General features: G+C 57.8%; 19 protein-coding genes and 1 pseudogene. 10 read left to right on the forward strand and 10 right to left on the reverse strand.

Annotation, left to right across the window (positions count from 1 at the left end; genetic code table 11):
• The first annotated feature begins 11 nt into the window (after positions 1–11).
• From F759_RS0130815 to F759_RS0130835, 4 genes are all read left to right on the forward strand, one after another.
• Entirely contained in the window at positions 12–1,337 is a 1,326-nt protein-coding gene (locus F759_RS0130815; RefSeq protein WP_027803241.1) for an MFS transporter, read from the forward strand.
• 1 nt (position 1,338) lies between these two features.
• On the forward strand, positions 1,339–2,271 hold the full coding sequence (locus F759_RS0130820; protein WP_027803242.1) for an amidohydrolase family protein: 933 nt from the start codon (positions 1,339–1,341) through the stop codon (positions 2,269–2,271).
• A 204-nt stretch (positions 2,272–2,475) separates the two neighbouring features.
• A complete protein-coding gene (locus F759_RS39040) occupies positions 2,476–2,814 on the forward strand; it encodes a tetratricopeptide repeat protein (protein WP_244438958.1) in 339 nt (112 codons plus the stop codon).
• Between the two features lie 967 nt (positions 2,815–3,781).
• Positions 3,782–3,994 carry a MerR family transcriptional regulator gene (locus F759_RS0130835; protein ID WP_027803243.1) on the forward strand — a complete coding sequence of 71 codons (213 nt, stop codon included), beginning with the start codon at positions 3,782–3,784 and terminating at the stop codon, positions 3,992–3,994.
• Positions 3,995–4,017: 23 nt separating this feature from the next.
• On the opposite strand, the gene F759_RS0130840 is transcribed toward F759_RS0130835, so the two are convergent.
• On the reverse strand, positions 4,018–4,923 hold the full coding sequence (locus F759_RS0130840) for an NAD(P)/FAD-dependent oxidoreductase (RefSeq protein ID WP_027803244.1): 906 nt from the start codon (positions 4,921–4,923) through the stop codon (positions 4,018–4,020).
• A 150-nt stretch (positions 4,924–5,073) separates the two neighbouring features.
• Here F759_RS0130840 and F759_RS0130845 point away from each other — a divergent pair, with 150 nt between their 5' ends.
• Positions 5,074–5,517, forward strand: coding sequence for an Rrf2 family transcriptional regulator (locus F759_RS0130845; RefSeq protein WP_027803245.1), 444 nt, complete (start codon positions 5,074–5,076; stop codon positions 5,515–5,517).
• Positions 5,518–6,244: 727 nt separating this feature from the next.
• Positions 6,245–7,816, forward strand: a complete 1,572-nt coding sequence (locus tag F759_RS39050) for a hybrid sensor histidine kinase/response regulator (protein ID WP_051377513.1) — start codon at positions 6,245–6,247, stop codon at positions 7,814–7,816.
• Positions 7,817–7,876: 60 nt separating this feature from the next.
• On the opposite strand, the gene F759_RS0130860 is transcribed toward F759_RS39050, so the two are convergent.
• Positions 7,877–8,314 (reverse strand): response regulator, encoded by a 438-nt coding sequence (locus F759_RS0130860; RefSeq protein WP_027803247.1) that lies wholly within the window; start codon positions 8,312–8,314, stop codon positions 7,877–7,879.
• A gap of 234 nt (positions 8,315–8,548) precedes the next feature.
• Here F759_RS0130860 and F759_RS44495 point away from each other — a divergent pair.
• Positions 8,549–8,665 (forward strand): annotated as a pseudogene (locus tag F759_RS44495) (PRC-barrel domain-containing protein); the annotation flags it as partial.
• Between the two features lie 178 nt (positions 8,666–8,843).
• Here F759_RS44495 and F759_RS0130865 read toward each other — a convergent pair.
• Positions 8,844–9,353, reverse strand: coding sequence for a hypothetical protein (locus tag F759_RS0130865; protein ID WP_027803248.1), 510 nt, complete (start codon positions 9,351–9,353; stop codon positions 8,844–8,846).
• A 710-nt stretch (positions 9,354–10,063) separates the two neighbouring features.
• On the opposite strand from F759_RS0130865, the gene F759_RS42525 reads away from it, so the two are divergent.
• Positions 10,064–10,279: a hypothetical protein gene (locus F759_RS42525; protein ID WP_152530747.1), complete on the forward strand. Its 216-nt coding sequence runs from the start codon at positions 10,064–10,066 to the stop codon at positions 10,277–10,279.
• Positions 10,280–10,323: 44 nt separating this feature from the next.
• On the forward strand, positions 10,324–10,689 hold the full coding sequence (locus tag F759_RS0130870; RefSeq protein ID WP_027803249.1) for a response regulator: 366 nt from the start codon (positions 10,324–10,326) through the stop codon (positions 10,687–10,689).
• Positions 10,690–11,021: 332 nt separating this feature from the next.
• On the opposite strand, the gene F759_RS0130875 is transcribed toward F759_RS0130870, so the two are convergent.
• Positions 11,022–11,279: a hypothetical protein gene (locus F759_RS0130875; protein WP_027803250.1), complete on the reverse strand. Its 258-nt coding sequence runs from the start codon at positions 11,277–11,279 to the stop codon at positions 11,022–11,024.
• A gap of 1,375 nt (positions 11,280–12,654) precedes the next feature.
• Between F759_RS0130875 and F759_RS0130890 the strand changes: the two genes are divergently transcribed.
• Positions 12,655–14,532, forward strand: a complete 1,878-nt coding sequence (locus tag F759_RS0130890; protein WP_027803252.1) for a potassium transporter Kup — start codon at positions 12,655–12,657, stop codon at positions 14,530–14,532.
• Between the two features lie 166 nt (positions 14,533–14,698).
• Here the strand turns inward: F759_RS0130890 and F759_RS0130895 are convergent, their stop codons facing one another.
• The 6 genes from F759_RS0130895 to F759_RS39055 form a co-directional block, all read right to left on the reverse strand.
• Complete coding sequence (locus F759_RS0130895; RefSeq protein ID WP_027803253.1) at positions 14,699–15,619, reverse strand: LysR substrate-binding domain-containing protein; 921 nt, start codon at positions 15,617–15,619, stop codon at positions 14,699–14,701.
• 97 nt (positions 15,620–15,716) lie between these two features.
• Positions 15,717–16,619 carry an ABC transporter substrate-binding protein gene (locus F759_RS0130900; protein WP_036025654.1) on the reverse strand — a complete coding sequence of 301 codons (903 nt, stop codon included), beginning with the start codon at positions 16,617–16,619 and terminating at the stop codon, positions 15,717–15,719.
• 49 nt (positions 16,620–16,668) lie between these two features.
• Positions 16,669–17,175 (reverse strand): flavin reductase family protein, encoded by a 507-nt coding sequence (locus F759_RS0130905; protein WP_027803255.1) that lies wholly within the window; start codon positions 17,173–17,175, stop codon positions 16,669–16,671.
• A 19-nt stretch (positions 17,176–17,194) separates the two neighbouring features.
• The gene (locus tag F759_RS0130910) at positions 17,195–18,511 is read right to left on the reverse strand and encodes an LLM class flavin-dependent oxidoreductase (protein ID WP_027803256.1); all 1,317 of its coding nucleotides are present in this window, start codon (positions 18,509–18,511) and stop codon (positions 17,195–17,197) included.
• A gap of 52 nt (positions 18,512–18,563) precedes the next feature.
• On the reverse strand, positions 18,564–19,373 hold the full coding sequence (locus F759_RS0130915; RefSeq protein ID WP_051377514.1) for an amino acid ABC transporter ATP-binding protein: 810 nt from the start codon (positions 19,371–19,373) through the stop codon (positions 18,564–18,566).
• Positions 19,370–20,269 carry an amino acid ABC transporter permease gene (locus F759_RS39055; RefSeq protein WP_084534394.1) on the reverse strand — a complete coding sequence of 300 codons (900 nt, stop codon included), beginning with the start codon at positions 20,267–20,269 and terminating at the stop codon, positions 19,370–19,372. Before F759_RS39055 ends, F759_RS0130915 begins: the two co-directional genes overlap by 4 nt.
• Positions 20,270–21,037: the final 768 nt, after the last annotated feature.

Here is a 21,037-nt window from a genome sequence, read left to right on the forward strand (position 1 = left end):
GGGAGACAGAAATGCAAGCTACCGGTGTTATGCCAAAGTCCGAAATTGAGCGCCGTACCGTGCGGAAAGTTGTATGGCGGCTCATTCCCCTGTTGATGGTGTGTTACCTGCTGGCATACATCGACCGCGGGAACGTCGGAATGGCGTCGCTTCAGATGAATCACGACTTGGGCATGTCGGCAAAAGTGTTCGGCTTCGGAAGCAGCCTGTTTTTCATCTCTTACTTCTTTTGCGAGGTTCCAAGTAATCTTGCACTGCAAAGGTACGGTGCAAGATTGTGGATTGCCCGCATCATGATTACCTGGGGCATCATCTCGGCGGCAACGGCGCTCGTGACCAATGCCACGACGTTCTATATGCTGCGATTCCTTCTCGGTGCAGCAGAAGCCGGATTCTTTCCGGGCGTCCTGTTGTATCTCTCGTACTGGATTCCGGCCTCGTATCGCGCGCGAATCGTGGCTGTGTTCATGGTCGCGATTCCGCTCGGTAACTTCATCGGCTCTCCCGTCTCGGCGCTGCTTTTGCAGATGGATGGGCTGGGTGGCATTCGCGGATGGCACTGGCTCTTCATACTGGAAGGCCTACCCACGGTGTTGCTTGGTTTTGCCTGTCTCTTCTTCCTGACGAACAAACCAGAGCAAGCTAGTTGGCTGAAAGATGATGAGCGTGCCTGGCTTACTAACGAAATTGCGACAGAAACCAGGGCGCCAAAGAAGATTCTGGATATGCCACTGACGAAGCTGTTCCGCAATCGCTACGTCCTCTGTCTGGCACTTGTGGATACGTGTGCGTCGGCTGCGGGCAGCACACTGGCCATATGGCAACCTCAACTGCTCAAGTCGTATGGACTGACGGTTATGCAGACGGGGCTCGTCAATGCTGTTCCATACGCTTTGGCCTGTGTCTTCATGGTTTACTGGGGGCGTCGTTCGGACCGTGTACAGGAGCGCCGTTGGCACACTGTCGTACCCATGCTGCTGATTGGCCTGGGTCTCTTTGGAACCTCATTGAGTGGCTCGCTTTTGTCGACGATGTTTCTGCTCTGTGCAGTGCTGGTGGGTGCCTATTCCTTCAAGGGACCTTTCTGGGCACTCGCGACAGACATGTTGTCAGGCAGCGCAGCGGCGGCGGGTCTCGCGACGATTAACGCAATTGCCAACCTGCTTGGCGGCGGTCTCATGGTGAACGTCTATGCGTGGGTCAAGGATGCGACAGGCAGCTACGCGCTGGCGCTCATGCCGCTCGCCGTTCTGACACTTGTAAGCGTTGCGACGCTTCTTCTTTTGATGCGCAACGGTCGCAACCAGCATATTGCTGGCAATACCAAGGCCATCTAGCATGCATAGCCCGTCAAGACGTGAGTTCCTGCAGTTCACGGGCGCGCTGGTGTCGGCCTGTGTGTTGCCTCAGACTGTGTTCGCCGGGGAGTCGTGGCCAATTGGTTCGGAGCCTCCCGCTTTCCAGCTACCAGCTGGCGCTGTCGATTGTCACATGCATATCTATGACGACCAGTTTCCGCCTGCGCCGGGCACGATTCTGCGGCCGCCAAATGCAACGGTCGCGCAGTATCGCGCGTTGCAGCAGCGCCTTGGCGTCAGGAGGAACGTCGTGGTTACTCCGTCAACCTACGGAACGGACAATCGTGTGACGCTTGACGCGCTTAAACGCTTCGGCGCAAATGCGCGAGGCGTGGCCGTCGTCGACAATACCGTTACCGACCAGGAATTGCAGCGTCTTCACAGCGGTGGAATTCGCGCGATTCGATTCAATCTGAGCTATCCCGGGGCCGCGACCGTCGATATGATTCAACCGCTTGCTGCGCGTATTGCTCCTCTTGGTTGGCATATCGAGCTTGTCATTCAGGGTGCGCGGCTTCCGGAGATAGAGCGAATTTTGTCGGCTTTACCGTGCCCCCTCGTGATTGACCATATCGCCCACGTTCCGCAGCCTGATGGCCTGTCGTCGGACGCCTTCCGAACCGCACGGCGGTTGGTCGATAAGGGCAATACCTGGATTACCTTGTCGGGTCCCTATGTTGACACCAGGTCAAATGCCCCCGCATACGCCGACGTCGCATCTGTCGCGAAGGCATTTGTCGATATGGCGCCAGAGCGCACGCTGTGGGGAACTGACTGGCCGCACCCGTCCGAGAAGGGAAGCAAACCGGATGATGCCCGCCTTCTCGACGTCATAGCAGGATGGATTGGACGCGCGGACTGGCAGCAGATGATTTTTGTGTCGAATCCAACCAGGCTTTATGGGTTCACCTGATTCTTGCGTTCGTGACACCGACAGGTGCGCCGAGCTGCGCGAGCAGTTGCTTTGCCTGTCAGGCGGTGGTTTGCGAATCAGCTACGCTTGAGTGCCGTTCGGACTTGTTTTAGCGCGATTGTTACGGTGGCTATATGGTGCTAAGCGTGTCGTTAGCTAACCGAAACCGATGCTGTTGGTGCGGAGCAGGCTTATCGGAAGGTATTGGAGCTCGCGCCGTCGCCGCATTACCACGCCTATACCAATCTGGGCGTACTGCTTTGCGAAGCTGAGACGCGCTGCGACGAGGCGTTGTCCATTTTCGACGGGGCTTTACAGCACTTCCCCGATGACGCGCTACTGCACTTCAACCGGGCAGTCGTTCTCGAAGAACTGAAACGCTACGACGCTGCGCAAGCGGCCTATCAGCGAAGCATAGAACTTGACCCAACGCATGCCGATGCTCATTTCAACCTCGCGAGACTGAGCGAGATTCCCGGCGACAAGCAAGGCCTGGTCCGGAACCTCAGCGCTATCGCCGGCTGGTTGGCTGAGCGGGTCTGAGCGCCAGTCGTTATCGGTGGCGGTCAATCCAGGCGCGGGTCCATGCCAGTCCAGTCTTCTCCAGTTCCTGCGCGGCCTCAAATGCCGTTTTTAAAGCCGCGTCAATCGCCTTCTCCTACTCGAAATCACTCGGCCATTGCCCGACGAACCGGGGATTGCCCGAACCTATTCGAGCAGACGTTCCAGTGCCATCAAGAAAGATGCAATTCGGTCGATATTTAGCTTGTTGAAGTTATTGACAAAGACAGGACGTGGAGGACAACGATTATTTGGCGGCCTTGCATTCTGCGTGACGGTCGGTGCCATTCGGAAAGCGCAAGGGAAGATGATGCCGGAGGACCTTCCTGTTGGCTCCAAGGAGAGCATGCGGGCTGAGGCCGACCTCATACAGGACACGCTTCGCATGCTCGGCGTAGTCTCGGACGCGATGAAGGGCTTACAGGACGGGGCAGGAGAGTAGTTGCCGCACTCGATGCATCAGGCTGTTCCGGAAAGCCTTTTGAGATGCATCCGCTAAGTCGCTCCTGAGCGACCCGCTGGCATCTAACAATCCACCCGCAAAGAGAGACGCACTCATCTAAAGTGGCCGCCCTTGGTTCTCGAGAACATCGCAGGCGGGTTCCGAGTGCGATTTTTTCAGGGGTCATTCGACAATGACAACTGCGCGGCAAAAGTTGTCTCACCCGCAAAGGCAGCAGTGACCAGATGACGATGCAAGCACGTCGATGCGGGGATCCGACTGCGCCTCCCGCTGTTGCGGCGCCCACGGCAACGATACAGCACGGGACTGGTGGTCGACGTTAGGCTCATCGCAGTTGACGCCACGGACGCCGCCGTCGTCGTGGCCGCTTTCGCTAGCTATCTCAGTAGCGTGCAGCCTGCGATTGACGCCAGGGTACGTTTAATAGGATGCGCGACGCGCTAGGAGCGCGTTGCATCTCAGGCAGCGCCAAAGTGAAGTTGCGACATGAAAGTGGACGAGGTGGCGCAATACCTGTTCGTGAGTCGGGCACATGTGCTGCGACTCGTCCGACGCGGCGATTTGCTTGGAACCGTCGGCGGTGACGGCGAGCTCGTTGTCGATGAAAAGACCGCCTGCCTCTATCGAGCGATGCAGGAGGCTGCAGCGAACGAATTCTTTCGCGCGCAGAGGGAGGAAGATGACCCGCCGGGCTTGTAAAGCGAAGCAGGTGTCTCAATGCGTCACAGTCCGGAAATGAGCGAGCGGTGTGCGGCAACGCCAGCGGTAACACCAGCCGCCGAAGCGAACGTCGCGTTCGTCCATGCGGTCGCTGCATCGCCTGCGGCAAACACTCCACGAACGCTGGTCTGTTTGAACTCATTCGCACGGATGGTTGGGCCCGTTGGCCCTTCGTCGAACTCGCATCCCAGCTGCTCTGCGACAGTGCTGGCCATGTGTGTGCGTGGCGAGACGAACACCGCGTCAATGGCGACAACGCGACCATCGGAAAGACGCAGTCCTGTCGTATCTGGCGCATTGCCGAGCATCTCCACGACGGGCGTGCGTTCAATCCGCACTTTGCGCGCTTCGAGGAGCAGCGCTTCTTCTCGCGTCGCTTCGACGATGCCTTGCGTGAACCACGTCGTTGGACCCCAGTCTGGTATCAGCAGCGCTTGATGGATTGACAGCGCGTTCGTCGCGAGCACGCCTAGCTTTTTATCCGCGACTTCATATCCGTGGCAGTACGGGCAATGAAGCACGCTGGCACCCCAGCGCTCGTCAAGACCCGGTAACGACGGCAACTCATCTCGCACACCCGTTGCAAGCACTATCCTATCCGCGTCAAACATGCGCCGGTCGGTTAGGGTAATAACAAAACGACCGTCGAGCTGCCTCGCGGTCTCTGCTTCAGCAGTCACGATATCGACGGTCGGATACTGCGCTAGCTGCGCCGTCGCTTCGCCGATAATTTCCGCCGGACTTTTGCCATCCTGCCCGAAGAAGCCGTGCGAGTGAGCGGCAAACCGGTTGCGAGGTTTTCTTCCGTCGACGACGAGTACCCGCCGTCTCGCCCGTGCGAGTTGCATGGCGGCAGACAAGCCGGCGAAGCTGCCGCCGACCACGATTACATCGAATTGCGAACGCATCATATTCCTCCCGTCCTAAAAGCGCTTGTGGCGTTTAATGTACGCACCACAGCCCGGCCTTACCGACACAAGCAACACATGAAGTTGCATGATAGCTGTATGTTATGCTCTTATGCAACTTCGAATGTTCCATGAGATGGTCGACCTGAAATGAGAACCGATAGCCGGATGTCCCGAACCCTCCACGCTCTGATTCACATGGAACGCGCCGATGGGCCGCTAACGTCCGAGGCGCTGGCCGAGATGCTGGCCACGAACCCGGTTGTTGTGCGGCGTATGTTTGGCGGCTTGCGCGATGCTGGATATGTGCAGTCGGAGAAAGGACACGGTGGCGGCTGGCTCCTAGTCCGACCGCTCGAGCAAATTACGCTACTGGACGTTTATCGGGCAGTGGGTGAGCCGCCGTTGTTTTCCAGCCTCGTGTCAGAGGATCATCCCGACTGTCTGGTTGAGCGCGCTGTAAACGCGCATCTATCGGCAACGCTGCGAGAGGCCCAAAGCGCGCTGTTGGCCGAATTCGAGAAGGTCACCCTTGCAATGCTATCGTCCAAGTTCAAGCGGGCAACGCGAAGCCGAGGAAGCCCTCAACCGTGATGACGGGAGGCACTACCGAGGTCGATGCGGTCACTGCGCTTAGCGCTCTCGGCCGCGAATCCGGATACCAGCAAGGGCGTCGCACAGTAGTTGGGGCGACGTTGTCGGACTCTGCTTGTCAGGAGGGGCTGGTGGGGGCACACGCCGCCCTAGGGAGAGCGCTCAACCAGCCCGGGTGCAAGCCACCGAAAGTGTGTGCCTGCTACGGCCACCAGCAGACGTTCAACAGCTACCTCTAATTTCGCTGTTTATGTCGACGATTTTCAGCGCCTGCTCCTGGGCAACCCTCGTCAGGCGGTCCACAACGTCGCTCGTGTCTGCGATACGTCGCTGATAGTCGAAGTATGCATATCCCACGACGCAGCCAGGAGGATAACGCTCTCGCTTCGAGAATGCCTTCCCGTTGCAAGATAGCGTGTCCCCATACGCTGTAGAAGCCCGCACCAATCTATCGGTATCGCGGCGCCGTGTCTTATCGTTGTCGCGCGGATGCTCCACGGGGGCTGTCGGCTGAACGCGAAATGGGCGGCGCTACCCCGTTCCTTGCCGAGCATGACCGCCCAGCCCGGTGTCTGTTCCGCCGAACCGCTTTCTTCGACGCCAACCCTAAATTCAAGATTGTCCCCGGCAGAAGCCTAGAACATGCACATCGGGCGAGAAGCGGTACAGTAATTGCTGCTTTCTTCAGGAGAAATTTTCCATGTGAGCGCCAGTAAGGGAAAACGCCATGAATGAAGAGAACGGGCTCGCTAGTGAGAAAGCGCAGAATCACCACCATTCGCCTGATAGCGATGCCACGTTCAGATTGCTGGTCGAGTCAGTCGGCGAATATGCAATCTTCAGGCTCAGCGAAACTGGGATAGTCACGACATGGAACCGCGGCGCCCAACGTCTGAAGGGATACGCTGCCGTCGAGATAATCGGCCGACACTTCTCCCGGTTCTACACCCCTGACCAAGTTGCTGCGGGACACCCCGAAGAGGTTCTTCAGAACGCACTCGCCGCAGGCGAGTATGCCGAGGAAGGCTGGCGTGTTCGGAAGGACGGCTCCCTGTTTTGGGCGAGCATCGTAATTTCAGCTATTCGGGACAAGAACGGCAACCTGGCTGGTTTTGCGAAAGTAGTGCGCGATATGACGGAGCGCCGCAGACTCGAGGAACTCGAAGAGACGACACGTCGAATGAACGAGTTCCTTGCCATGCTGGGACACGAGCTTCGAAATCCGCTCGCGCCAATCCGAAACGCGGTCGGCATTCTGCATCTCCACGAAGTGCCATCCCCCGAAGTCGTGCGAAAGGCTTGCTCCTTGATTGACCGGCAGCTCACGCAGATGACCCGTCTTGTCGATGATCTGCTCGACGCGGGCCGGATAACGACAGGGAAGGTACGGGTAACCGCATCGCCCCTTGTTATGCAAGACGTCATTGAGAGTGCACTCGAGGGCGTACAGCCGAGAGCCGACGGCAAATCTCAGACGCTCAATGTAGAAGTGCCGACCGAACCGCTAATGGTCCACGGCGACATGACCCGGCTTGTGCAGGTGCTTCAGAATCTGCTCGACAATGCGTCGAAATTCACGCCCGCAGGTGGCCTCGTCAGCATGCAACTTTCACAGGTCCAGCGAATGGTAGTGGTGCGCATTAAAGACACTGGCCGGGGTATTGAGCCGCAAGCGCTTGAAAGGGTGTTTGAGCTGTTCGCGCAGGAAAAGGACCCCGCGGCTGCGAGAGACGAGGGTGGGCTTGGCATCGGACTGACACTTGCCCGTTCTCTGGTCGAACTTCACGGCGGCCGCATCGAGGTCAATAGTGCCGGTAGGGGACGTGGCGCGACTTTCACTGTTTGGCTCCCCGCACTCGAGCACGCCACCGAGGCGACAGGGACAAACAGTCCGTCCGTTGCAGTCGAAGGTCGCTCCCTCAAAGTTTTGGTCGTTGACGATAACGAAGACTCTGCCGACAGCATGGCAATGCTCACCGAGGTGGAGGGCCACATTGTCCGCACGGCTTATGGCGCTGCCGAAGGTATAACGCTTGCTGCCGAATTCGCGCCCGACCTGATACTTCTTGACCTGTCGATGCCGCTCATGAGTGGATACGAAGCTATTCCTCGGCTCCGAGACGCCGCGCGCAACGAGGCCCTCGTCGTGGCGGCGATGACCGGGTTCGGACTCGAAGAAGACCGGCAGCGTACAACGGCGGCCGGGTTCGACGCGCACCTAACGAAACCCGTCGCACTGGCAGAACTGGAGCGTGTCATCCGGATGGCCGATGTAAAACGCAAAGAACATGCGGGATGACGACCCGCCTTGGCAGCGCGATGACAACGCAGCTCTATTCGGTTGCGACGATTCGTCGGCCTAAGGCCAGCAACGGGAGTCGATGGCTTGCAAGCGCGCCGCGGTGTGGTGCTCGGAAGCGCGTGGCGCCCGCGAGTAGGTCAGGCGTGCAGCTATGAACCTGTCGACGGTGTCCAGCAATGCCTCCATTGAGGCCGGTTTTCGCAAAAACGCAGTCCAGCAGCGAGATTCATTGGCAGGCTCGGGCATAGCCGACAGCAGGACTACCGGTATGTCGGCAAACATGGACAGGCGTTTAAGACGCCAGCAAAGCTCTCTGCCGTCCATCTCCGGCATTTGCAAATCGGTGACTATTAGTTCCGGAAAATGTGCATCGGCCTTCCTGAGAGCATCAAGTCCATTCTCCGCCAGCACGACATGATGTCCGCGACTTTCCAGCGCTAGTTGAAGCGCCCATCGGTTTCCGAAATCATCGTCGACGAGCAGTATGGTAGGCATGGCACGACGGGGATGAAAGAACACACCGACGCTGCAAGGCTCGTACCTACGGGCGCGCACTGCCTGCTCCGATGGAATCGCGTCGCAGAAGGAGGTTCGCGCAACATACTAGCTGCGTGTCGCTCTGCGCGGTTTGCCTCTTGAAAAACACAGCGCAACTCGAATCTGCGCGCCGTCCCGGCGCGGGCACATCCGTTGCGCATGAACGTTTACCCATTACACATGGAGGACGTCATGGGCACATTGGACCCGCAAGGCGCCGCATCGGGAACCGGCGGTGCGGACATTGTTGGCAGCGGCACCGGAGACGGCCCGGGGCCGGAGGTGATGGCCGCAGCGACGCTTGACGGCAACCATCGCATCGATGAAACGGATGCCGCATTCTGCGCTTCGGAGATACCATTGTCGGCCGCTCCAGAAGCACCGCCAGTTCACGAAAGAGCGACCTTGTCGTTGACGATGCTGTCACCGAGGTTGGCCCCGCGCGTTGGGAACGTGAATCCGCGATGGATGCGACGAGTCGTTGCGCTCAGAGTGTCGTCTTTGGCTTCGGCCAGGGCCAACCCTTCCGCTCGCCGGGCACATCGCGGTCACGGGACGAGGCGACCCCGAATGGACTTGCTTCCTCCGCCACATCGCGCAATGGTTCGTCCCCCGCATCCTTCCTCATCTCTGGAAGCCCGTCCCCGAACCACTTCACCTTCTTTTGAATGTGACCGAGATACGAGTTCCAGCCGTCAGGGTTACCGTCGAAAAGCTCGTGCTGAACGGTTAACGCCAGAGCTTTGCGGTTGAGTTCTGTGTCGAGCAATTCCCTTGGCCACAGGAGGAATGCGCTGGCGACTCGTGCGCTGAAATCGGCCACCGTTATGTTCGGGGCGAGCGCCCGGAGGAATTCAAAGTCCCGAAACAAATTCTGTTCGTTTGCAAGCTGCACCACCGGCGTGCCGGGCGTGCCGGCCCGGGCTAAACAGCTCACAGCTTCGAGGACGTCCCCGAGGTGAAGTAGAAGTTCTCGTCTGTCAAATCGGTCGTCCATCAAATATCTCCACTCGCTGCGTCTCCCCGAATAGGCCAGTTTTTCCGCGCAAAGCTTGGTCCCGTCACATCTTATCCCGGCGCGTCTTCGTCGACCAATCCGTGTCACCCTGCTGACTGTAGGCGTGGCGCTGCGGTGTAGCGCGCCGGCGAGCCGAAGGCGCCTAGGTTGTCGGTGGCCGGCTTACCCTTATCAGCGTCGCGCGTTGCCGGGCGCGCCTGTCCTGTTCGACGAATGGTCACAATTTCCCTCGATGAGAGAGGCAGCGAGGCAAGGTTTCACTGCGTGATGCGTCTGCGGGTATGGCTTTGGGCCGCAACTGCGCAGGTCACGAGGAAAGCCAGCTTTTGCGAGGGCGTGCGTGCGGCCCGTTCAGCGACGTCCCGGCCCGCGCGATGCGCCGGAGTGGAGGTGGAGTGAACCGTTCAACACATCAACGTTCCCAACTTCAACCTCAGAAACGACGTTGCCTCGAGCTCTGAAAAACTTCGATGTAGCAAGCGTTTTGAGGGGACAATCTTAGAGAGACGCGACAATGCACGGCGGGCGACCGGCAGCTCGTCGTCGGCCCATTCAGCCGATGCTCGGCCCCGAAACCATCGTCTTCTCACCGAGCTGTACTGAGTCGCGCGCAGTTCAGTCTGCGAATCGTCTCGTCGTGCGGTCATATCGCAAGCGGCGAAATTCGCTCAGCGGTAACGAGGCTTGGTTTGAAATCAGCGCTCATAGCAAAACTCAAGGCTCAATTGACGGTAGCCCTTATCGCAGGCGCTATCGCACAAGTCAGTGCGCTGGTGCTTTCGGTTACTGTCGACCTGAACGCGGACGCCGTATCACCCACCGCTCTGGTTTGTTATGGCGCGGCGGCCGTATTGAAACCCGACCCGGCTTCCGGTACCGACCGGACGCTTGCGGCGCACTGCTAGGCACGTCCCATGCGCACGTGCAAAATAGCCAAGCGGGGAAGTCCATGAGCAGAATATTGCTGGTCAGCAAAGAGTCTAATCTGATTGAGGTTCTGCGACTTTCACTGAGGTCAGAGGGTCATCACATCATGACGGCGCTCGATGGCCTGGAGGCCTTCGAAATGGTGTCGGGGAGACTTCCGGATGTCGTTGTCACCGACTCGAAGATTCTAGACGAACTCGCTTTATGCAAGCTGCTGCGACACGCGCACCCGGATAAACGCCTTCCTGTCATTCTGCTATCTGACGCCCCGCCCCCGACAGACCAGCACGCGTCCCTTTTTGATGCCTATATTCCGAAGCCGGTGGCCGTTGAGCAGTTGCTAACGCTGGTTTCGCGAATGATTTCAGAGCGGCAGAATCCGGCATAGGTACGGCGGCACTAGTCGGCTAGGCTAAAAGTGCTATCGCTAATGGCGGGGTGCTAAAGCAGGACAATTAGCGCCACCGGGACGGCTGTGTTTCATGAACCCGCCGGCGGCGACTTTAGCTCACCGACGGTTCGATGGTCGTAGGCCGCGCGGAACCGCTAACGTCGCTTGCGGGCGCCGGTGATGTTGCGCAATCTATTTACATTGTTTGCAGCGGCCGATGGGAAGTGTGTGTGCGCAACAGGTCCGTCGTCTGCGTTTATTGCAAGCCCAGACGGGCCCGCCCCAAGTCGGGCGAGCCTCGTCTTTCGTCGCACACGTAGGTTTACCGCTCAAGGTGCCTTTTCGCCGAGCGGCTCGTCGCCGGGAGACGGCTCCGGAGGTGTCTCCTCGTCGGGCACGTCTTCGTCCGGTTCTGTTCCTGGTACGTTGCTGTCCGTCTGCGTTCCAGCATTCTCGTCTGCTCCGATTTTGCTCGCTCCACCCGTTGACGGCGGGTCACTCGCGGGTAACGTATCTTCAACTGATGCATCGACGTCCTTCTCGGATTTGTCGTCGGGCGCGCGTTGCTCGGTAGGTTGAGTAACCATTTTGAAGCTCCTGATGATTTGTGTTCAAAGATATGCGCAACGGCTGTTCCTTAAACGGCGTCAGCCTGCGCGGCACATTGTGAGCAATGGCTGGCCCGTGCCACAGGGCGCGAATCAGGGGCGAACCTTTTGCCGAGACGTACTTTTATCGGCGATGCGGAGCGAGCAACATGGCGCTGCCTCCTCAACGACATCTTGAAAGCAGAGGCTCGGATGCTCGAGGGCTTCTTACGCAAACGACCCATCAAACGCGCTTCTTGCGACGTATGCCCTTCGCGCCGAAACGTTCGGATGCCAGTGTGCCATGACGGGATTCGAAAGATGCCAAAGGACGAAAGGAGGTCTAGTGCGTCCGAGACAGTGTCTTGAACTGCTGCTATACACGGCAGTCCTCGCTCCTACCGGAGCATGGGCGAATGCCATTCCATGTGCGGCAACCCGCCGACCAGTCGAACGCGTCGTCCGTGACCACGCCGTTCTCAAGAACGAGTACGACGATATCGTCGCTCACCCGCACGCGCTGCTCAACGGCCGAAAGCTATCCGTGCGCCCCGCCCAATGGAGGCAATTACACAACGTCCGCGCCAACGTCCACTCATTGACACGGCGCTCGGGCAATGGAAAACGAAAGCCGAACCCATTCAGGCGAAAACCGCCGCTGCGCCCGCAGTGGGTATGTCTTCCAAACGGGAATCGGCTCCCGTTCGGCCTACATCCAATGCAGGCGCTCTTCTTTCAGACGGCGGCAGTCTTTCTGCATCCGCGGCATCGCCTTGGTCTGGCGCGTCGCTGCTGCGTCAAGGCAATGAGGCCGGCACACAAAGGCTGTTGCGAAGAAGGCCCCGACGGGCAAGAAAGTCGCTGCCAAGAAGGTCGTGAGCGCAAAGGTGCCGGCTAAGAAGGCGCCGGAAAAAAAGCGCCGCGCAAGAGCGTCGCGACGTGCGCGTTCGGGCCGACACGACCGTCACCCAGTTTCGAGCCCCCGCCGACTCCCACTCGAAACATTGAGACCACACCCGCGGCCGGCGGCATACAACGAATGCATAAAGGGCTCCCGAGAAGACCTCCATCACCGCCATGAGTATCAGCAAGCCAACGTCTTGCTTAGAGTGCGCATACTTCCATGCAGCGTCGTGCCAACCCGAATGCATAGACTTGCGCGGACTTCGCGGCTACGGATTCGGAGCGGGCAAGAATGGCACCCGCCTATAATCACTATCACAAGGTGGGAAGTGCCGTCGCGGCGAACTGCCGGAACGTAAGCGGAGGTCGGTTGCGGTCGGATGCGATGCGACGGTTGCAGAAGTTGTAGTGGGCTGAAGCAGCAGTTCGCTCCGCAGTTACATGCTTTGAGGCTCAACAATGAGGCGGCGTCGTGACTACAGACTCCAATAAAAGTAGCATTGCTGCGCTGACGCTGGCTGCCATTGGAATTGTGTATGGCGACATTGGAACCAGTCCGCTTTACACAATGAAGGAGGTATTCGCGAAACATCACGGTCTTTCGCCTGTCCCTGTCAATGTGCTGGGGGTGGTCTCGCTGATTTTGTGGGGCCTAATAGTCGTGATTTCGCTCAAGTACGTAACTCTTGTTTTGCGGGCGGACAACGGAGGGGAAGGCGGCATTATGGCGATGACCGCGTTAGCGCTATCGTCGGTCACTCAGAAATCCCGTTGGTACTATCCGGTGATGCTGCTTGGCATGGCCGGCGCAGGGCTGTTTTTCGGCGACGGGGTGATCACGCCAGCCATTTCAGTCTTGTCGGCCATTGAAGGGTTGGAAGTGGCCGCGCCTGCTCTTAAGCCGTATGTTATCCCTGTGACATTGGCCGTTCTGGTTGCACTGTACTTGTTGCAGCGCAGGGGCACGGCCGGTATCGGAAAATGGTTCGGCCCGATTGTGCTGGTCTGGTTCATTACGCTTGCGGCGATGGGCGTTGCTAATATCGCTAGGAACCCGGTCATTCTGATTGCCTTCAATCCGCTCCACGCCCTCGGCTTTCTCATCCACAACGGGTGGTTGGCCTTCGTCGCCCTCGGTGCGGTTGTGCTGGCGCTCACCGGTGCGGAAGCGCTGTATGCTGATATGGGCCATTTTGGCAAGAAGACAGTTCGCCTGGCCTGGTTCTCTATCGTCGCTCCCGCGCTGGCACTCAATTACCTCGGGCAAGGCGCCTTGTTGTTATCGAATCCGGCAGCGGTTTCGAATCCTTTCTTTCTGCAACTTGGCCCTTGGAGCGTCTATCCGCTCGTAGTGCTCTCGACAATGGCGACCGTTATCGCATCGCAGGCGACAATCTCTGGTGCATTTTCAGTGACTCAGCAAGCTATTGCGCTGGGCTTCCTGCCCCGTATGCGCATCCTCCAGACCTCTGAAAGTCAAAAGGGGCAAATCTACATCCCACTCGTCAATTGGCTCCAGCTCACGGCTGTCATATTGGCCGTTGTGGGATTCGGCTCGTCTTCCAATTTGGCTTCGGCCTATGGCATTGCTGCGACCGCTACGATGTTGACGACGACGCTGCTGACGTTTTTCGTTGTTCGTTTCGGCTGGAAATTTCCGCTGTTGCTGTCGGTCGCAGCGACCGGATTCTTTTTGACGATTGACGTCGCTTTGTTCTCTTCCACGAGTTTGAAAATCATTAGCGGCGGCTGGTTTACGCTAACAATCAGTGCGCTGATGGTCATGCTCATGCTGACGTGGCGAAGGGGGCGCGAACTGGTATTCCAAAGTCTCCAACGCCAACTCGTCCCGCTCGACGACTTCCTCCAGTCGCTCTTCATCAATCCACCGCTACGCGTGCCTGGTACGGCCGTCTTCTTCCGAGCAGAAGGTGACGGCGTACCCCATGCGCTGTTGCATAACCTACTGCATAACCAAGTGCTGCATGAACGAACGATATTCTTGACTGTGTACGCCACCGACATCCCGAGAGTTCCGGATAGGGAACGCATCAAGATGGTCCCGCTTGGACACAACTGCTATCAAGTCAACGTCTACTATGGGTTCTCGGATGAGCGCGACATACCGCGCGCTTTACAAGAAGGTCGGCATGCTGGACTCTCGATTGACCCGATGCAAACCTCCTTCTTTATCGCCCGCCAGACAGTCCTCGCCACGCCGAAAGCCGGCATGGCGCTATGGCGGGAGGCCTTGTATTCCGCGATGTCTCGCAACGCTCGGGACGCGGCTGATTACTTCAAGATTCCGCCCAATCGAGTCATCGAACTGGGAGCGCAGGTAGAGATTTGAAGGGTAATGCCGACTCAAGCTCGCCACCCTGTCCCGTGTCTCAAGGCTATCCCACAGTACCGGTTGTCCCGCGACCGCTACCGTTGATGTCCGACCAGTCGCGCGGCTGCACCGCGGAACAAATGCTGATGTAAAGTTGGCCTGGCTACACATGAGCCCGCACCGTTCAGCCGCGTATCTGACGTATGTCTGCAGCGGACTGTTCCGCAACCGCCAACACGCAGGACTTGAACTCGGCGACGAGTTCTTTGTTCGCGGGTGAGCGTGCGTGGCAGAAGTGAAAATACCGTGATATAGCAGGTTGAAATGGCCGGATGTCCAGCCGGTCATCCATGTCGATGACACACAAGGGGTGGGCAAGCGCTATTCCCAGCCCTGCCTGTACGAACTCACATAGCGTGGGCACGGTTTCGCACTCGAGCACGATTTCAGGCTCGACCCCGTGCGCAAGAAAAAGCTCATCATTCACTTGCCGGTCAAGGTTGTGCGAAGCATACGAAACAAATCGCACGCCATCGATGTCGGCTAGCCCAATGTGGTCGCGCGCGCTCAACGCGTGGCCTTTTGGCATGATGCAGACGAGAGGACCTTCCATAACCGGTGTGACCGCAAGGTTCGGATTTGTCATCAAGCTGGTGGTTAGGCCGACGTCCATTTGGCGTGTGGCAACCCGGTCAGAAACGATACTGGAAGCGCGCATGTGTACGCTTGGATGCACATCTGGCCGTCGTTCCAGGAACATCATGGTCACGCGACGGATGAAGGAACCTGAGAGTGCCGGGAGAACACCAATCGTGAAGTGTTTCTTGTTATCCCGCTTTATAATTGTTACCGCTTCCTCGAGCTGTCGAATACCTCCGAAGATGCGGTCTATCTCGGAGTAGAAACGCATGCCTTGAGCCGTAGCGACCAGACGGCCGTTGACCCGTTCAAACAATGTGAGTCCAGTCTCCTCCTCGAGGTGTGCGAGCAGCTTGCTGACGGCGGGTTGCGTGATGTGCAATACAGCGGCAGCCTGGCTCGCCGTCCCTTGTTCGATGACGGCCTTGAAGGCCTCTACCTGCCGCAGTTGGAGTTGTTTTCTCAAGTCTGGCTCTGTTTGTCTCGGCGCCGTCGCCCTCCGTCACCCCGAGATATTGGCCCCGAGTGGGAAGACCGCTTCTAACCCGGGCGGATGCGGGTGACTAGAGCTGTGCGCCATTGATGGGAAACTGAGGCTTAGCATCCTTCGGTGACAATGCCCACTTCTTCAAAAGAGCGTCATAGACCCCATCCTTCTGCAGCTTCAGGAGCGCCTTCTGCATCGCCGTCGCGAGCTGCTTCCCTTTCTCATCGGGGCCGAATCCGATTCCATACGGAGCTTTGTATGTGAAGTATATGACTTTGTACTTCGCCGGGAACTTCTGTGCGTTGTAATAGCCGGTGGGAGAGTCGACCCACGCAACCTGGCTCGCGCCAGTAGTGACAGACAGGAGCGCCATGTTCGAGTCCGGATAGGTCGCCATCGTTACTGCCGGCTTGCCCTCCTGCACACACTTTTCGCTAATCCGCCCACCCTCCGGAATCGTTCCAGAGCCTTTAGGGACCGCCACCTGCAAGCCGCACATTTCCTCAAGCGACCTGAGCGCTACCTTGCTTGATGGCGTCGCGACGACAGTCTCGCCCATGTTCAGGTAGTCGACAAAGGTGACAGCCGAGTGCCGTGACTTGAAATCCGCTAGCGAAAGCAACACGTCGAAACGACCAGCGCTCAGTCCCGGTACCAAGGCATCGAACGACGCCTGTGTCAGTCTCACGTTCAAGCCTAAGACCTTCGCGGCCGCGGACAGCAGCTCGGGCGTGAAGCCACTGATTTTGCCGTCTTCGTCAATGAATTTAATTGGGGCAATGTCTGGGTTGGCTCCCGCCACCAACTCCCCTCGGTCCCGATAGAACTTTGGGACTGTCGAAGCCAGGCTAGCGTCGGTTGCTACGTCAGACATCGAGGGTGCGGAATCGGCTTGAGCGTTGGAACTGTGTATGAGACCGGTGGCGAACAAAACCCCAGTCAATGCCGTCAGCAGACGCGTGTTTGCAGCGATTTTCATAATGTGTAGTCTGAGTCTCGGATAGACGATGTAAGGGACGGCGGCTAAATCAGACAACTGCGGAGACGCTGCGTGCGAACGCACGGTTCTGCCAAAGCAGGCAGCTTTCGCTTGCTTCCGGGTGAACCGCGGCGTTGACCACCTTGCCCACAATGATGCTATGGCTATAGCCGTCATGTACCGCGATTACATCGCAGTCAAAGGTCACTGCCGCGCCTATCAACCGCGGGCAACCTGTCTCGCCCACGACCCAAAGCCCGGGTTCAAAGCGCTCCGCGCCTCGATATGCCGTGAATCGATTGGCCACCGCGGTTTGTGAGGCTGACAGGAGATTGACGGAAAACGCTTTGCTGCGCAGGATGACGTCGTGCGACGACGACGACTTGTTCACGCAAACAAGCAACGTCACGGGGTCCACGGAAAGGCTGCAAACCGAGGTCGCGATAAAGCCCGACGGAACTCCGGCTTCCTGCGTCGTGATAACTGTAACGCCGCTGGCAAAGTGAGCCATAGCATGGCGGAATGCGTCGGTTGAAGGCATAGTGTCCGGTGTCATTTATCTACCCTTGCTGCGGTTAGTCGCCGTACGTAAGTGGCTTCAATCCAAGGTTTCCACGAAGCGTGCTCGCCTCGTATTCTGAGCGGAATAATCCGCGCTTGCGCAACTCTGGAAGGACGAGTTCAGCAAAGTCGTCAATGCCGTTGGGAAGTGCTGCCGGCAGAATATTGAATCCATCTGCGGCCCCCTCCTTGAACCACTGTTCCATGTCATCGACGATGTCTTCAGCGGTGCCGATGAGCTGACGTCCACCAGAGGCACGCAGCTTATACAACTGACGAATCGTTAGGTTGTCCCGACGGGCAACACTCAGGAGGTTCTCGGCGATACTGCGCACGGGCTGATTACCGACATCCGGCACGGGACCGTCAATGTCGTAGCCTGAAAGGTCGCCGAGGGTGCCGTATAAGATGGCAAGTCCGCTCAAGGGGTCAATCAAATCCTGGAGTTGCTCAAATTTATCCTGCGCCTCCTGGCGAGACCGGCCGACATAAGGCGTAAGGCCCGGCATGATGAGCAACTGGTCGGGGACGCGCCCAAACCTGCTGAGGCGGCCCTTCAGGTCGTTGTAATAATCCTTTGCCGCAGTAATGTCGTATGAGCTGCTGTACACGACGTCTGCGTGTTCTGCCGCAATCTCTCGCCCGGCTTCGGCTGCCCCTGCTTGAACGATGACGGGCCGACCTTGCGGAGTGCGGGCAGAATTTAACGGGCCACGAACCTTGAAGTGCTTCCCCTTGTGATTGGGCGTATGCAGCTTCGACGCATCATAGAAGACGCCACTCGCCTTATCTCTGATGAAGGCGTCGTCTTCCCAGCTGTCCCACAGCTTCTTCACCACTTCCACAAATTCGGCCGCGCGCTCATAGCGTTCCTCGTAACCGAGGTGCTCATCTCGGCTGAAGTTCCACGCCTCCTGCTGCGACCATGAAGTGACGACGTTCCACCCGGCGCGGCCGCCACTTATGTGGTCAATGGAGGCGTATTTACGAGCCACATGGAACGGTTCGTTATATGTCGTGGAGGCAGTCGCTACCAAGCCGATTCGCGAGGTACACGCTCCGATTGCTGATAGCAAGGTCAGCGGTTCGAGCTCCGCGTTCTTGGAATCCCGTGTGAGCGAACCTGGGGGATTATCGGCAGCTCGCACGCCCACTCCGTCGGCGAAAAAAATCATGTCAAATTTCGCGGCTTCCGCTTTCCGCGCGGAGTTCAAGAAGTAATTGAAATCAATTGCGCCGTTCGCTGGAACATCCGGGTGCCTCCATGCCGCGGTGTGATAACCAAGGTATCGCATTGAAAGCCCCAGTCGCATCATCTCTCTGTTATTCATAAGGCATCCTATATGTTAAATCTGTCGGTTCGTTGAAGCATCAATATCGCGCTTATCGGTCGCTGACGCTCTGCAAAAATTTTCTTGTGCGTTCCGTTCCTTCGCCGCCGAACATACGGCTCGGTGGACCTTGGTCCACGATTCTGCCGCCGTCCATGAACACCACGCGACTTGAGACCTTCCTTGCGAAGTTCATTTCGTGACTTACGACGACCATAGTCATACCTGTGAGGGCTAGTTCCCGAATGACTTCGAGGACCTCGCTTACGAGCTCTGGGTCGAGCGCACTGGTCGGCTCGTCGAAAAGCATCACCTCAGGTTCCATTGCAAGCGCCCTCGCTATCGCGACTCGCTGCTTCTGGCCGCCTGAGAGTTGCGCCGGGTAATGGTTCATTTTGTCAGCCAAGCCGACACGGGACAGTAAGTTTTTGCCGCGTTGGAGTACCTCGTCCCGTGCTTTGCGTTGCACAATGCGTGGACCAGCGAGCACGTTTTCCAACGCGGAGTAGTGCGGGAATAGGTGAAACCCTTGAAAGACCATGCCAAAGTAGCGACGCTGTCTGTCGAGCTCTCTCGCGGGTAGTCGGATATGCTGCCCGCGTATGGTTTCAGTACCTAGCGTTTCACCTTCGAACGCCATAGTTCCCGCGTCAATCAACTCGAGCATGTTCATGCAACGGAGAAGCGTACTCTTTCCTGAACCTGACGGTCCGATAATCGATACAACTTCGCTTTTATCAAGAGAGAAGTCCACGGCATCCAGTGCTATAAAGTCCCCAAAGCGCTTAACCACACCATGCATCTCAAAGAGGCGCTCTGCTGGAGTTTTTGCCCTATTGCTCTCACTCACCGACGGCGTCATCGCTGTACCCCTTTTCCGAATCGACGTTCCAACAGGTTTTGCCCGAGCATTGCGATGCTCGTTAGAAAGAGATACCAGATGCATGCAACGGCGAGCAGAGGGATAGTCTCAAACGTGCTCGAGTAAATGAGCTGTACTGTCGTGAGCAACTCTACGTAGCCGATAACCGTTACTAGCGACGTGTTTTTGAACATTGTGATGACCTCGTTAGCCAACGGCGGAATGATGACGCGGATAGCCTGCGGCATAACCACGTGCCACATCGTCCTTATATCGCTCATGCCAAGCGCCTTGCATGCCTCCCGTTGACCCTTTTCTACAGCGTTGAGACCGCCTCGGAAGATTTCCGCGCTGTAGCCGCCGAGGTACATTGCCAAGCCGATGACTGCAGCGCTGAAGCGGGATATCAGACTGTTCGTATCGACGTCGAGCAGCGGCCGATTTAGAAACGGCACTGTTATCGACAAGCGCGGAACGACTGCCGCCAGAAAGAAGAGAAACAGGAGCATCGCGAGTGGCGGGGTGGCTCGAATCACCCATATGTAGATGTACGCAGCGCCTCGGGCGATGGGATTCTCAGCCATGCGACAAGCGGCTATACCGACGCCGAGGACGAGGCCTAGGGCACTAGCAGCGAACGTCAGGATGAGAGTGTTTTTGAGCCCATCGAGGACGCGCTTGTTGAAGAGATAGTGCGCAACGACGTCCCATTGCCAGCGAGGGTTCACTATGACGAGTTGATAAAAAAGGGCGATGGCAAGGACCAATCCCGCGTACCAAAGCAGGTCCGTCCTTTTTCGGCGGGGGCGAATCTCGTTTGCCACAGTGTGCCAAAGCGCCTTCTGCTCGGCCTCCGGTCTCACGTGCTCAGGCGGACAGATAGTTTGTTGATTCATACTCGGAATGCTCTCCGTCTTTCGGTTATTGCCGCTCGATGACCTATACTGGGGCCCTGCCGCGTGGCCACTCCTTAACTTCATGGAAAAGCGACAGGCGGCTGAAAGTGCTAACGGTTTGAGACTATGAGAAGCACTTTGCGGTGTCAAAGTCCGAAATAAATACCTGCGTATTCCCACGGGTTATAGCCTTGAGCGACGGGCTTTCCGCACCTCAAAACACTTGAATGTCAGCGTAAACACCAGCGCATCGAGGACCTCCGTACGAAGCTGATTCGAAACGACTGGGCCTGTCTCGCGTGACCACTTTCTGCCTCGTACAAGAGTTCGAGGGACGCGTGGTGGTTTGTCGGCTGCGGCCGTCGGAGAGCAGGATGCCGTGACGCCCGTCAGTTTCGTGAGCTCGAGGTCATCCGCTTATCCGTCGCCGTCTATCCGGGCGCGCGCCCGCGCCAGTCCGGCTTCTTCCGCGGCGTGCGTCGCGTCAAACAGACCAAGTAAGCGCGAGGCTTCGACGAACTTTGTGTCGCGCGCGATTGTGTCGCTCGTTGCGAACGGCGCAGAGTGACGGATGCCTTCCCGCTGCGTTACTGCGTGTCCGCAAAGCGCGTATCCGCGGTGCCAGTCAGCTCGACCTGTGTATGTGCTTGATTGTTTCTTGCGTAAGCGCGCGGCGTCGATTTCAGCGGTCTTCATAGCTGCGTCAATCGTCTCGAGCTCCTGACCGAAATCAATCGGCTATTGCCCGACGAGCGGGGGATTGCCGAA

This window comes from Paraburkholderia dilworthii, assembly GCF_000472525.1.
In the GTDB taxonomy this organism is placed as follows: Bacteria; Pseudomonadota; Gammaproteobacteria; order Burkholderiales; family Burkholderiaceae; genus Paraburkholderia; species Paraburkholderia dilworthii.